This is a genomic window from Paraburkholderia bryophila, assembly GCF_013409255.1.
Lineage (GTDB): Bacteria > Pseudomonadota > Gammaproteobacteria > Burkholderiales > Burkholderiaceae > Paraburkholderia.
This window is the reverse complement of sequence record NZ_JACCAS010000002.1, coordinates 283,168-297,007: the sequence shown is the minus strand read 5'-3', so window position 1 is coordinate 297,007 and position 13,840 is coordinate 283,168. Positions and strand designations below refer to the sequence as shown.

Below are 13,840 nucleotides of genomic sequence, written 5' to 3'. Positions count from 1 at the left end.
CGAATGGTAAGAGATGATCGCTTTCTGAACGCTTTCATTTTTTGAGGGAAATGCGTCACAATGGTCGAATTCGCCTCATGGATTTCCCTGGGATTCTGGTTATGCGTGTGCTGCTCGTCGAAGACAATCCGATCCTTTCCCGTTCGCTAACCGACGCGCTGACCGGCGCGAAACTCACCGTCGACTGCATGCACGACGGCGAATCCGCCGATCACGTCTTGCGCACGCAGGACTACGCGTTGGTGATTCTCGACATCGGCCTGCCCAAGCTGGACGGTCTCGAAGTGCTGCGGCGTCTGCGCGCACGGCGCAACGCAGTACCGGTATTAATGCTGACCGCGCATGGGTCGGTGGAGGAGCGCGTGCGCGGTCTCGACCTCGGCGCGGACGACTATCTGGCCAAACCGTTCGCGCTGACCGAACTCGAAGCACGCGCTCGTGCGCTGTTGCGCCGCAGTCATGGGCAGGAGCCGCAGCGCGCGCAATGCGGCACGCTGCAGTACGACAGCGTGGACCGCGGCTTCACGCTCGGCGGCGAGCCGCTGGCACTCACGCCGCGCGAGCGTTCGGTGCTGGAAGTGCTGATTCTGCGCAACGGTCGCGCGATCAATAAAGACACGCTGTCCGAGAAAATTTTCGGACTCGACGAATCCGTGAATGCGGATGCGATCGAGATTTACGTCCACCGTTTGCGTAAGAAACTCGAACACAGTTCGGTGGGCATCGTGACGCTGCGCGGACTGGGCTATCTGCTGGAAGCGCGGGGCGCATGAAGCAGCCGAATCTGCGCGTGCGGGTCGCCCTGTGGTTGCTATTGCCGCTGCTTCTGCTGCTCGCGTTCGACGCATGGCTCACCTATCAACGCGCAATGAACGCCGCTCACGACGCGTTCGACCGCACGCTCGAATTTTCGCTGCGCTCGATTCGCGACGGCATCCGTCTGCGCGACGGCGACATCGAAGTGGACCTGCCGTATCTCGCACTGGAAATGTTCGAATCGAATGGCGGCGGCAACATCTACTATCAGATTCGCGAGGAGGGTGGCCGCGTGGTGACGGGTTATCCCGATCTGCCGAATCCGCGCAAACTGCCGGCTGAGCCCTACAGCGTGCAGTTTTACGACGACGAGTTTCGCGGCCGGCCGCTGCGCATCGCCATGCTCAGGCTGCCCGTGCACGATGTGCCGAGCGCGCAGACGCGGGTCGTGCTGGTGCGGGTCGGCGAAACGATCGAACCGCGCCAGGCGTTGGCGCGTGAGATTCTGATCGGCTCGTTGCAGCAGGAAGGTTTGCTGGTGGTGCTGGCGCTCGGCATCGTGTGGCTGGGTGTCGCGCGCGGCTTGCGGCCGCTGAATCGTCTGTCGGCGAAAGTCGCAGCGCGGGCCGAAGACGATCCGGTGCCGCTCGATACGGTCGGCTTGCCGAGTGAGGTGACGCCACTGGTCGATTCGATCAATCAGTACATCGGCCGTACTCGGTTGATGCAGTCGTCGCGCCGGCGCTTTTTCAACGACGCCGCGCATCAGTTGAAAACGCCGCTGGCCGTGATTCAGGCGGAGTCTGAACTGGCGCTGCGCGATCTCGATGGCGTCGAGGAAAACGCCAACGGTAATCGTCGGCAAGGCGTGCATTTGCGGCGTTTGAACGGCGCGGTGCAGCAAGCGGTGCGGATCGTCCAGCAGTTACTGTCGCTATCGCGGCTCGATGCGGACAGCGGCTATACGGTCAAGCATGCCGCGGTGCCGCTGCATAAAGTCGCGCGTAGCGTGACGCTCGACTGGTCGCCGGTGGCGCGTTCGCGAGGCATCGATCTGGGTTTCGAACAGGAGAGTCGGATCGACGTGATGGGCCAGGTCGATCTGCTCGCGGAACTGGTCGGCAATCTGATCGATAACGCGATCCGCTATTCAGGCGACGGCGCGGTGATTACCGTGCGGGTCGCGACCGAAGGCGGGCAGCCGTTGTTGCAGGTGATCGATAACGGGCCGGGCGTTGCGGTCGGCGAACGCGAGGCGGTGTTTGAGCGGTTCTATCGCAGCGAAGCGACGCAGGCGGTGGAAGGGAGCGGACTGGGTTTGTCGATCGTGCGGGAAATTGCGCGCGTGCATGGCGCGTTGATTGCATTGACCGATGCGGATGGCGGCGGGTTGGTGGTGAGTGTGCTGTTTCCGGTGTGTGAGCGGTGAGTGAGGCTGCGTGAGTTTGCCGCGTTATTTCGCGGTGCATTGCTCAGTGCAGCGAACACCCGCCGTCAAACTCAACGCCGAATCGGAAAACTCGACGCATAAGCGTCGGAGCGCGTGTCACAACCCCACACCTTGCCGTCGATCAACACGCTCGGCGCTACATTGTCGCGAGGCACCGCGACGTTCACACGCGCAGCCGCCTCGCGATACAACTGCGTCTGATTGATCCGCGCCGCGATCGCGTCGTAGTCCGCGCGCGCGTCGATCATGCCCCATCGCTCGAATTGCGTGAGGAACCACGCGCCTTCGAACGCATGCGGGTAGTTCACCGCGCCGTCATCGAAGAAACGCACCGGCAGGCCATGCGGCGCCGAATCTGCAATGTCGTCACCCAGCCGCGCGGCAATCAACGCCGCATCGATACCAATGTAATCAGGCCGCGCGAGCCAGTGCGCGATCTCGTCGCGATGCCCTGCGCCGTCGAGCCAGCGGCACGCTTCTAGCACGGTCTGCACGAGCGCGCGAGCGGTATTCGGATGCGCCACGGCAAACTCGCGCCGACAGGCCAGCACTTTCTCCGGATGATCGGGCCATACCTCGCTCGAATAAGCCACCGTTTTACCGACGCCATCGGCTTCGGCCTGCGCGTTCCACGGCTCGCCGACACACAGGCCGTCGAGTTTATCGTCGGCCAATGCGGTGACCATTTGCGGCGGCGGAATTGCGACGCTGTCGATATCGCGTAACGGATCCACCCCTTGCGACGCGAGCCAGTAGTACAACCACATTGCGTGCGTGCCGGTCGGGAAGGTCTGCGCGAACACGGGCTTGCGGCCGAGCGTCGCCAGCGCTTTGGGCAGCGTGCCATGCTCGGCGAGCGCGGCGGCGAGACGGTTCGACAGCGTGATCGCCTGGCCGTTGCGGTTGAGCACCATCAGCACGGCCATGTCCGTTTGCGGGCCACCCAAACCCAATTGCACGCCGTAGACGAGCCCATACAGCGCGTGCGCCGCGTCGAGATCGCCGGACAGCAGCTTGTCGCGCACGGCGGCCCACGAAGGCTGGCGGCATAGCTCAAGCGTCAGCCCGTGCGCGTGACCGAATTCGAGCAGCTTCGCGGCGATCAACGGCGCGGCGTCGGACAGTGCCACGAAACCGAGCCGCAAATGGGTCTTCTCGAGTTGACCCGACGAGGACGGCGCGGTGAGGGAGGAAGAAGAGTTCATGAGCGGCGCTTCATTTGAGCAGGTCGGCCGACGCGACGATCGCACGCGCGACCTCGGCGAGTTTGACGCCCTGATTCATCGCGCGTTTGCGCAGGTTGGCGTAGGCGGCGGGTTCGGTGAGGTTCTGCTGATCCATCAGCAGACGTTTGGCGCGATCGATCAGCTTGCGTTCGGCCAACTCGTTTTCGGCTTGCGCGAGGCGCTCGCGTAATTGCGATTCCTGCGCGAAGCGTGCGAGCGCGACTTCGAGGATCGGCGCGAGCCGTTCGGTGGCGAGGCCTTCGACCAGATACGCGGTGACGCCCGCGCCGACCGCGTCGCGGATCAACTGCTGGTTGGCGTCGTGGCTGAACATCAGCACCGGACGCGGCGCGGTGGCGTTCATCACCGCGAGTTGTTCGAGCGTATCGCGCGAGGGGGACTCCGTGTCGATGATGATCACATCGGGCCGCTCGCTTTCCACCACGCGATGCAGTGCCTGCGGCGTCGCCGTGCCGGCCAGCATGTCGTAGCCGAGCCGGGCGAGGGTGTCACGCAGATCGCCTATGGGCTTATCGGTATCGGTGACGAGGAGAACACGCAGCATGGAGTAAGTTTATCGACGACTGACCAAGGTTAAAGCAACGGCTATGCCAGTTGTCGCAACGCGGGATGCATTCAGCGCAATCATGGCGTTGGCGCTTCCCCGGGCCCTGACGTTTGCACCCGCGCGGGGCATCCGGACGACGTGCACCGAAGCGGCGCATCGAGCCATGCGCGCAACGCACCGGCGATTTCGTCGACGATCGGCGCCCACGCGCCCGGTTCACGTTGGCGGAACAGGCGCATCGACGGATACCAGGGGCTGTCGGTGCGCTCGGTCAACCATCGCCATTCGCCGTAGGCGGGCACCATGACCCAAACCGGCAGCGCCGCCGCGCCGGCGAGATGGGCTACGGATGTATCCACGGTGATCAGCAGGTCGAGCGAATGCAGAATCGCGAGCGTGTCCGCAAAATCGTGGATCATCGGGCCGAGCGTGTGGAAATCGCCGTACGTACCCGCTAGCGATTCGCTGTCATGTTCCTGTTCGCCTTTCTGCAGCGAATACCACGCAATGTCTGGAAGCGCGAACAGCGGCTTCAGCGCGTCGAGACGTATCGAGCGAAAACGGTCGAGCGCGTGAGCCGGGCTACCTGCCCATACGATGCCGACGCGTCTGCGTTTGGCGTTCGTGCCGCGTGGAGAGATTGCTTCGAGGTGAGCGTGCCAGTCCCGCGTCTTGCACGGGTCCGCGATGAGGTAGGGCATGGCGATGGGCAGCATCGAAACGTCGAGTTTCATTGGCTCCGGCATGCTGAGCATCAGGCAATGGTAGTGGTAGGGACCGGGCGGCAGCGTGGCAAAAACACTCCGCACGCCGGTCATGCTGGCTGCGAGCGCAACGATCGGCTGGCTGACCAGCACGTCCACGGCGGCGCCTTGTCGATGCAACCACGCTGCGAATCGCAGGCACTGTATTTCGTCGCCGCGTCCTTGCTCGCCGACTAACAGGAACTGGCACCCTGCAACGGGCTCGCCTTGCCACTCGGGAAAGCTCGGGTGAACCCGTTCTTTATCTTTGCCCGGCAGCGCGTAGAACCATTTATAGCGCCGCCAGCCTGCCGCGAAATCACCGAGGCCGAGTTGTACGCCTGCGAGTTGAAATTGCAGGTGGGCGTTGTCGGGCAGCAGTCGCGCCGCTTCGAGACCGTGTGGCAGGCTCTCCGCGAGACGGCCTAACATGCTCAGCGCTCGCGCCGCGTTGTGATGCAGCAGCGGATGATGCGGATCGACCGCGAGGCCCTGTCGGGCGACGCTGAGCGCGTCGCGGAAACGGTCGTGGCTGTTCAATACGAAGGCGAGCGATTTAAGCGACTCGGCGTGATGCGCGCAGCGGGTTCTCAGTTGTTCGAGCACGTCATTAAGCTCGTGGCTGCGATTGTCGCGGGCGAGCGCAGCGATCAGATCGAAGCCGTCTTGCAGACGTGCCGGGTTCAGCGCCCATGCGCGTAGCCAGTAGTCGGCGGCGTCTTCGGTTTTGCCGAGTTCCGCGGAAATGCGCGCTGCCGCACGCAATGCGTGATGCAGGCACGGCTCGATTTCAAGCGCTCGTTCGTAATGCGTGAGGGCGTCGGTGAGTTTCCCGGCCCGCCGCAGACTGTCGGCGAGATTGCGATGCAAGCTCGCTGTATTCACACTCAACACCAACGCGCGACGGTAATACGCTTCGGCTGTTGCGTGATCGTCTTGCATTGCCGCGACCAACCCCGCGTGTTCCCATAATTCCGCGTGTTCCGGCGCGGCTCGCACGGCCTGCGCGAGAAAGTAACGCGCGCGTTCCACTTCGCCGGTATGAACACACGCGAGGGCCATGCGATGCAAGGCATGTGCGTTGTGCGGATGCAGAAGCAGTGCGCGGCAGTAGGCGTTCATCGCCGCATTCATGCGACGCGCGGAGAACAGACCATCTGCCTGCGCGATGAGCGTGTCGAAATTCGCGGCGGCTTCGTCGCGATACGGAATGGAGAGGCTTTGCTTCGACACGCGACTTGTGTTTCCGTTGATCGATGTGCGTGGAACGCGAGTTCCCGATGCGATTGCCGCATGCAGGCGCTCGCGTTCCAACGTTGGCGGCGCGGCGGTCTATTGGTAGTAGTACAACGAGACAGCCTTGATCGACACGTTATCGATCGCCGAGGCGCTGCTCACCAGCACGTAGTAAGTGCCAGGCCCAACGCCATTCACCGCGCAGACGGCCGACTTTCCGCCCGACATCACCGACGTACAACTCGGGTTGATCATCAAAGCCGTACCGCTTTTCAGCGACATCGTGGCAACGTCGCGGGTTGTGTCGGGCGACAACGTGAAGGTCAGGCTTTTGACACCCACCTGCGCCACCGAACTTCTCACCCCCGGCGGAATCGTCACCGAAAAATACTGCTTGTCGGCGGCGTTCATCGGGAATCTCACCGCGGTTCCGTCGTCGGAAATGTCCGTGACCCGCATGGGTTCGACTTCGAATGGGCGCGTCACTTTGCTGATGCCGCCGTTGGCATCCGTTACCGTCAGCGTGAACTCGTACGTGCCGGGTTGCTCGACATCGAGCTCGGGGTTGGTCGACTTCGTGGTGACCGTGTTGCCCGCCGCCGTGCCGAAATTCCATGTCCATGAGCGGATCGGCGCGCCGCGCGCGGTCGACAGATCCGTGCACGAGACATGCATCAACTTATCGCTTTGCTTGCAGGTGAAGTTCGCCGCCGCCGGAATTTTTCCCAGCCTTGCCGCCGTCACCGCTGCGGTTGCATCCAGGATCCCGGCGCCGATCGGTTGGTCCGGCGCACCGCCGGGAAACGGCTGCGCGTTCTGCGCGAGCAGGGTCCGCAATTCGATGGGCGTCAGCGGAGTGGGCGCCACCGACTGGATCAGCGCGATCACGCCGCTCACCGCCGGCGCCGCCATCGATGTGCCGGAGGCATAGGCATACCCTTCGGTGCCGGGCTTTGCGGTGCCGTTGTTATAGGTCGACCAGATCGAGTCGCCGGGCGCGGCGATGTCCACCGTCGGCCCATAGTTCGAGCTGACCCATCGCGAGCCCCAACGGTTGCTACCGCCGACACTGATGACGTTGCGGCAGTTGGCTGGCGAAAAATTCGTCGCGGTCGTCGAATTGTTGCCCGCCGCGGCGACCACGGTGGCGCCGCGCGAGACGGCGAGGTCGAGCGCATTCTGCAGCGTGGTTTCGCAGCCGCCCAGGCCACCCAGGCTCAGGTTGATGATCTTCGCCGGGTGCGGGTTGGCGGGGACGCCCGACACCGTGCCGCCGGCCGCCCAGACGATGCCGTCGGCGATGTCGGACGTGTAGCCCTTGCCGCAGGCATTCATCACCCGCACCGGCACGACCTTGGCGCCGGGCGCGATACCGGCGCCGCCGTAGCCGTTGTTGGTCAGCGCAGCGGCGATGCCCGCGACATGCGTGCCGTGCCAATCGATCGCGCAGGTCTCGGTGAGGATGCCGGGGTTGGTCCCGTTGCCGCCGCGATTGGTCGACGTGAAGTCGTAACCGGGCAGGATGTTCGCGTTCAGGTCGGCATGGCTGGTGGTGCCGTTATCGACGACCGCGATCACCGCGCCGGCGCCGTTCGCCATGTCCCACGCGCCTTCCGCGCGAATGCCCGGATAGCCGCTGCCGGCTTTCTGGTTCGAACTCAAACTCCACTGCTTGCTGTAGTCCGGATCGTTCGGCGCCATCGTCGTGGACATCTCGCGGTCGGCCTCGATATAGTCGACGTTCGGGTCCGAGGCGATGGCGCGCATGAACGCCTTCGCCTCCTTCATGTTCAGCTTGCGGTCGGTCGTCACGACGTCGGCGCCGATGCCGGTGCGGCGGAAATGGTGCGCTTTCGCGGGGAACGCCCCCGACAGTTTCTGCAGTCTCGATTGCACCGCCGAAGTCGAGTCGCGTTCGGTTGTGCCGTCGCGGTATTTGATGATGAAGCGGTCGTTGCGGGCGTCCGCCTCGAGTCCGTCGGTATTCATTTTCAACGACAGCGCGAGGGGCACGGTGGTCGATGCCGCGGCGAGCGCGGCCGAGGTTTCGACGTCGGCTTTGGCGTCGGGTGTGGCGGCTTCGCTGTTCGCGCCTGAACTGATTGAGCCGCCGCCGTTGCTTCCGCCGCAGGCGGCGAAGGTCAGCGAAAGCGATAGCGCGGCGGCTTTGGCTAGCGTCCGGCGTACGGTGGTGGTTGATCGCGACGTGGCCATTGCCGTGATCGTTGTGCGGGAGGTTTTGATCCCGCTTTCATGTCTCTCTTTTTGCATCTTGTTCTACCTCGTACGACAAATGAAAATGACTGTCTCGCCTGATGTAGTCGTGGTGCGGCTACGTCAGGATGGCTAACTAATCAATGCTGCTAACGCCCGTTGTGAGCGTTCCTTTTTCGCCGCGATGAACTGGGTGGGTAGCGCGGTTTCTCTTAGCAGTTGAAAAATTAGCTCAAACAGGAGATTAAATAGCCTGACGAGGTTAGACAATCAGGCATTTCTATTTGTGTGTCGGAGGAATTACCCGGCGCGTAGGACTTAATGCGCGATGGGCCGGGCAAGCGTGAGCAAGCGGCGTCCTGAGTGGGTGCGGCGGGAGGGAGAGGGATGGGATCGGGCGGAAATGAATCGACGTTGAGTCGACCTTGAATCGGCCTGCGTGGCGTTGGTCAGCCGACTGCCGGGCACTTGCTTCGAGTGCGTGGTTTTAGCGGAATGGCGACGGACAGCCCTGCGTCGTCAATTCCACCGGTCATAGCTGCGTGGCGAAAACAGCAGACTTAGCCCGATCATCGCGACGACGCAGGCGGCCAGCATTACCCACGCAGCCCCGAAGCTGCCGGTCCAACTGCGCACCATGCCGGCGAGCATCGGCGCGATTGCGGCCACCACGAAGCCGACGCCTTGCGTGAAGGCGACCAGCTTGCCGGCGACGCGATGGTCGGCGGCATGATCCATCGCCGTGACGAGCGTCAGCGAGAACGTGCCGCCGAGCCCCGCACCGGCGACGCCGACCCACAGCCACGCGGCCGTGTCGGGGCACGCGATCAGTCCGAGCAGGCCGATGAGTTGGGCGGACAGGCCGAGAACCAGCCACGGCCGCCGATCCCGGAACGACGCGGCGGCAAGCGGCAACAACAAGGCCGCGGCCGCCTGGAAAACCGTCATGCCGGCAAGCAGCGAACCGCTATCCGTGACGCTGACGCCACGCTGCTGATAGAACGCCGGGAGCCAGGCGACGAGGCTGGTGTAACCGCCGTTGACGATGCCGAAGAACAAGCCCAGCGTCCACGCGCGGCGTTTGCGCCAGAGTGGGGGTTGGGAGGTGGAGGTGTGGGGAGTGGGAGGCGTGAGGATGAGTGAGGGTTGCGTCGAAGGTTGGTTCGAATGCTCGATTGATGCTCTGCTTGAATGTCCGCGCGGCGAAGGTGCGTTCGAAGGCACGGCCGAGGGTGCGCCCGAACGCATGCCGGAAGACACGCCCGAATGCACACCCGAATGCCACCGATTCAACCCCAGCCAGCAAGCCAGCGCGACCACAGCAGGCAACGCCCACACCGCAAGACCCGCGTGCCACGACCCCAGCGCATTGCTCACCCACGGACTCAGGCGCGCGCCAAGCCCGCCGCCGCCCATGATCGACGCCGAGAACACGCCCATGGCGAGCGGCACACGCGCGTGAAAGCGCTGCTTCATCACGGCCGGCAACAACGCCTGCACGGCGGCGACGCCGACCCCGGCGAGCGCGGCCGTCAGCAACAACGCCGCGCCGCTGGCCGTTTCCCAGCGCGCGCCACACGCGAGGGCGATCGCCAGCAAGCCCAGCGCGACGCCACGCGTCTCGCCGAGCACGCGAGTCAACGCGCCGGCGCCGAACGCACCGATGCCCATCGCCACCACCGGCAAGCTGGTCAGCAACGATGCGCCGTAAAAGCTCAGGCCGGTGGCCGCGCGAATCGTGGTCATCAACGGACTGATCGACGTCAGCAAAGGCCGCAGATTCACGCCGATGACGACGATCGCGCCGAGCCATAACGCGTCCTGCCAGGTAAGCGTTCGGGATGCGTCGTTCGCATGGCGAGGGGTTGGGTTGACGCTGGAGGGCGAATTCACGATAGACATGGAGACGGAAAAGCGGCGCCATCGCGCGAGCGAGCGCCGGTTCAAAACTTGGCGCGGCCAGCGACGGCAAGGACACTTACGTGCGATGAAAAATCACACAAGCGCATTTTTGGTCAACCATAATAACATGAAATGGTTAACCATTTTTGCAATGCCCGGTATAGCTTATGACGTAAGCGGATGGCGCCGGTTTGGCGTCGCCGCTAGAATGCCCGGCGCCGGCACGCGGTTTTCAGCACGCGGCGGCGCGCTTAGTCATCACTTAGTTATCACTCAGTCACCCTTCATCGAAACCATGGCCACACGTTCCCGTCCTTCACCGTCCGCCGACACCGCAACGGCCATCCCCAGCGCGCCGGACGACGACCCCGTCAGCATCGAACAACGCATCTACGCGTCGATCACCGCGGCGTTGCTGCAAGGCCGCTTGCGGCCGGGCGCACAACTGGTCGAGCGGGATCTCGCCGCCGCGTTCGGTTGCACGCGCGGCGCGCTGCGCAAGGTGCTGGCGCGGCTGGGTTTCGAGGGCAAGCTGGTGCTGGAGGCGAATCGCGGCGCGTTCGTGCCGTCGCCGTCGGAAGAGGACATTCGCCAGGTGTATCGCGCGCGGCAGATCGTCGAAGCGGGCATCGTCGCGGCGCTGTGCGGGGCATTGAGCGCGCAGCACAAGCGTCGTTTGCGCACGCATGTGCGCAGCGAGGAAAAAGCGGCGCGCGGCGGCGCGATCGACGAGTCGGTGCGCCTCGCGGGCCAGTTTCACGTGTTATTGACGGAATTGGCGGGCGGTACGGAATTGTTGGGGCTGGTCGGACAACTCGTCGCGAAGACCGAGCTCTACAAAGCTTTGTTCGACCCGTCGAAAGGCTCGACGTGTTCCGCGGACGAACACCTGCAAATCATCGAGGCGCTCGACACAGGCGACCTGCACGCGGCGTTGGCGGCGATGCGCGAGCATCTGGCGGAGTTGGAAGAGCGCGTGATCGCGCAGGTGCGCCAAAGCGCCGCCGACGAGGATCTCGGTGCGGTATTCGGAGAATAGGGATAGAGAATGAAGCAGAAACGCCTGGCGCCGTTCAAGGCCGCGAGGGTGTGAAACGCCGTTGCCGCCGCAAAGGGCCGGCCGAGGTCAGGCTGGTGAACGAACGCAGCCGCAGCGCGCCGCTCAGGCTCGATTCAACGAGTCAAGCCGGAGAAGGCGCGCGAAAGGCTTCGCGTACAACTGACTGCAATAATTCACACCGGCGCCGTGTGGGACGCGCTCAGCGTGCTGTCCGTCTTAACGGCGACGGAATTGCGAATTGTTGCGGGCTCCGCCACCACCGCTGGCGCGCTCGTCTTTGTGACGGAAATTGATCCGACCTTTGGTCAGGTCGTAGACCGACAGTTCCAGCGTAACGCGGTCGCCCGCGAGAATACGGATGTGGTTCTTGCGCATGCGTCCGGACGCGTAAGCGCCAACCACGACGCCGTTGTCGAGCGTCACGCGGTAACGGCTGTCCGGAAGTACTTCGTCGACGATACCGTCAAGTTCAAGCAATTCTTCTTTCGCCATGCATAACTCCTGGTCGATGGGATAGCGGGTTGCTGGTGCCCGGCAAGACCGGGTGAACAGCAGGGATTACGGTTGACAGTTGGCTTTCAGGCCCACTGTCGTGCGGCATCAGCCTATGCGCTGATAGTACCGCTCAAAGATCGGCGACGGACTGGCCGTCTACACGGCCGTCGATCAGTTGTTCGGCGTGAGCCATGCACGCGATGCGCGCCTTGCCCGTACCGTCGAACGGAAACAGATACTGCAGACGGAACACCCGGCCGTCGGCCGCCGGATTGGCGCCCACGCGGCAGATGCGCACCGACGCGTCGTAGCCCGCGTCCGGATTGCGGCTCGTTTGACCGTCCGCCGGACGGCGCGGATAAACGAGCGGGTGAATTTCGTAACCTTTGTACGTCTTGACAACTGAATTCATGAAGCACGTGTCCTGTATTACGTGGCTGACGTGTCACGCGTGTTACGCGCGGCACGACAGGCCGGGCAGCGCAGCACCCTGGGGCGCGCCGCCATGGAAAAAGGTTGGCACAGGCCCGATGGCAAGGGCTTGAGCGCGGCCGCGCAAAATCGCGGATTCGATGGAGAAGAAACACGCTGATGTCGCGCGGACATCGGGCGCGTAAAAGCTGAACCACTCAGCTGCACAACTCGCGACGGCGCATGCATGCAGCGCATTGCCGGAGTGACAGGATCGCCGACAGGCGGCGGTCGAACAGTCGAGGGTGGTGCGGAGATGCGGGTTTGAGACTGCCCGGTGTTGCCTGGGTGTTACGTGTTGCTGCCGCTTATTGCTCCCGACACGGCGGATTCGGGATGCAGCTATTCCAATATGATGCACTAAATGGGGCTGATTGGATAGCAAAAAGTTCCACGCGCGAGCCAGCCGCCCGGCTGGTGGGGCTTTGGGCGAATCGCGACTGACATGGGCGGGGCGCCCGCGCAGCCGTCGCGTGCCGTCACGCGGCCGGCGTGACGCTCAGCGCATCGTTCAGCCCGCCAATGTCGGCCGCGGCGAGCGGCGGACCGACTCAGCGGGTGGTCTCGGCAACGCGCTTCTGCAACTCGCGCGACGCCGCCAGCGGAATGCGGGCGTCATCCCAGCCGGCCAGCCATTCGACTTCCTTCGACGTAAAGATCTGTCCGTGATTGCGCAGCGTGTACTGCAGCGAATCGATGATGTGATTGCGGATGATTTCCGGCGTGCCTTCGTCATCGAGCACGGCGCGAAACGCTTCGAGCGTGGCCATCTGTTGCTCCGTGAAATAGATGGTCTTTTATCGCACGAAAAAAAAATGCTCGCCAAGCGAACAAAATTCGCCGCACGCAATAGCGACGTTGCGCGCGCCGGCGGTTTTTGGGGGCGTGATCGGCGCGGCGGTCGCGGCGGCCGGGCCGGGTGGCTACAATGGCGAGTTGCCCCGCGAGGCCATCCGGCATGGCGGGCACGCGGCATCCTTCGAACACTGCGATTTTCCAATGCGCAAGACAACTGTGTCTCCTGTGAAAGACCTGCTGCTGGAGCGCTACGCTCCCATCGCCGACGGTATCGCGGCGCTGTTTTACCCGTGTGCCGAAGTGGTGATACACGACCTGCGCGATCAGACCATCGTCTACCTCGTGAACAATCTGTCGAAGCTCGAGGTTGGCGGCCCGTCGGTGCTCGACGAAGTCCACTACGCGGCGCGCGGCCAGACCATCGGTCCGTACGAGAAACTGAACTGGGACGGCCGGCGCATGCGCTGCGTGAGCAACATCCTGTTCGACGACGAGCGCAAGCCGGCCGGCATGCTGTGCATCAACTTCAACATCGCGGTGTTCGAAGATGTGCGCTCGACGCTCGATCTGTTCATCAAGGGCGGCACGCTGTCGGACGCGCCCTCGGAGGACCTGTTCCGCGACGACTGGCAGGACCGCATCAATACGTACCTGCACACGTGGCTGCGCGAGCGGCAGATTGGCGTCAACGCGCTCACGCGCGAGCACAAGCGTGAAATCGTCGAAGCGCTGCATGCGCAAGGCGCGTTTCGCGGCCGCAGTTCGGCGAACTACGTGGCGGCCGTGCTGACGATGGGGCGCGCCACCGTCTACAAAATTCTGAAGCAGATGAAAGAGGGCGGTTGAGCTCGGAACGACGTTTCCGAAGGGGACGTGTCGAGCGTCACCGACCCCACGCGCTGTGGTTTTCAATTCAACGAA

At 63.6% G+C, this 13,840-nt stretch carries 12 protein-coding genes; 4 read left to right on the top strand and 8 right to left on the bottom strand.

What is annotated here, in order from left to right; translation table 11 throughout:
- The first annotated feature begins 77 nt into the window (after positions 1–77).
- Both GGD40_RS22605 and GGD40_RS22600 read left to right on the top strand, forming a co-directional pair.
- A complete protein-coding gene (locus GGD40_RS22605) occupies positions 78–773 on the top strand; it encodes a response regulator (RefSeq protein WP_081936221.1) in 696 nt (231 codons plus the stop codon).
- Positions 770–2,185, top strand: a complete 1,416-nt coding sequence (locus tag GGD40_RS22600) for a sensor histidine kinase (protein ID WP_179745153.1) — start codon at positions 770–772, stop codon at positions 2,183–2,185. Before GGD40_RS22605 ends, GGD40_RS22600 begins: the two co-directional genes overlap by 4 nt.
- 71 nt (positions 2,186–2,256) lie before the next feature.
- On the opposite strand, the gene GGD40_RS22595 is transcribed toward GGD40_RS22600, so the two are convergent.
- The 5 genes from GGD40_RS22595 to GGD40_RS22575 form a co-directional block, all read right to left on the bottom strand.
- Complete coding sequence (locus tag GGD40_RS22595) at positions 2,257–3,411, bottom strand: CmpA/NrtA family ABC transporter substrate-binding protein (RefSeq protein ID WP_179745152.1); 1,155 nt, start codon at positions 3,409–3,411, stop codon at positions 2,257–2,259.
- A 10-nt stretch (positions 3,412–3,421) separates the two neighbouring features.
- Positions 3,422–3,997, bottom strand: coding sequence for an ANTAR domain-containing response regulator (locus tag GGD40_RS22590; RefSeq protein WP_179712857.1), 576 nt, complete (start codon positions 3,995–3,997; stop codon positions 3,422–3,424).
- 80 nt (positions 3,998–4,077) lie between these two features.
- The gene (locus GGD40_RS22585; protein WP_373565345.1) at positions 4,078–5,976 is read right to left on the bottom strand and encodes a tetratricopeptide repeat protein; all 1,899 of its coding nucleotides are present in this window, start codon (positions 5,974–5,976) and stop codon (positions 4,078–4,080) included.
- Positions 5,977–6,075: 99 nt separating this feature from the next.
- A complete protein-coding gene (locus GGD40_RS22580) occupies positions 6,076–8,193 on the bottom strand; it encodes a S8 family serine peptidase (protein ID WP_179745151.1) in 2,118 nt (705 codons plus the stop codon).
- A 519-nt stretch (positions 8,194–8,712) separates the two neighbouring features.
- On the bottom strand, positions 8,713–10,086 hold the full coding sequence (locus tag GGD40_RS22575; RefSeq protein WP_373565344.1) for an MFS transporter: 1,374 nt from the start codon (positions 10,084–10,086) through the stop codon (positions 8,713–8,715).
- Positions 10,087–10,390: 304 nt separating this feature from the next.
- On the opposite strand from GGD40_RS22575, the gene GGD40_RS22570 reads away from it, so the two are divergent.
- On the top strand, positions 10,391–11,134 hold the full coding sequence (locus GGD40_RS22570) for a GntR family transcriptional regulator (protein WP_179745149.1): 744 nt from the start codon (positions 10,391–10,393) through the stop codon (positions 11,132–11,134).
- A gap of 237 nt (positions 11,135–11,371) precedes the next feature.
- On the opposite strand, the gene infA is transcribed toward GGD40_RS22570, so the two are convergent.
- The 3 genes from infA to GGD40_RS22555 all read right to left on the bottom strand — a co-directional run bounded on the left by infA (position 11,372) and on the right by GGD40_RS22555 (position 12,891).
- The gene (gene infA, locus GGD40_RS22565; RefSeq protein WP_035557988.1) at positions 11,372–11,647 is read right to left on the bottom strand and encodes a translation initiation factor IF-1; all 276 of its coding nucleotides are present in this window, start codon (positions 11,645–11,647) and stop codon (positions 11,372–11,374) included.
- A 133-nt stretch (positions 11,648–11,780) separates the two neighbouring features.
- Positions 11,781–12,062: a hypothetical protein gene (locus tag GGD40_RS22560; protein WP_035557986.1), complete on the bottom strand. Its 282-nt coding sequence runs from the start codon at positions 12,060–12,062 to the stop codon at positions 11,781–11,783.
- Between the two features lie 610 nt (positions 12,063–12,672).
- Complete coding sequence (locus tag GGD40_RS22555; protein ID WP_028194708.1) at positions 12,673–12,891, bottom strand: hypothetical protein; 219 nt, start codon at positions 12,889–12,891, stop codon at positions 12,673–12,675.
- 229 nt (positions 12,892–13,120) lie between these two features.
- On the opposite strand from GGD40_RS22555, the gene GGD40_RS22550 reads away from it, so the two are divergent.
- Entirely contained in the window at positions 13,121–13,765 is a 645-nt protein-coding gene (locus tag GGD40_RS22550; protein WP_035563390.1) for a helix-turn-helix transcriptional regulator, read from the top strand.
- Positions 13,766–13,840 lie beyond the last annotated feature (75 nt).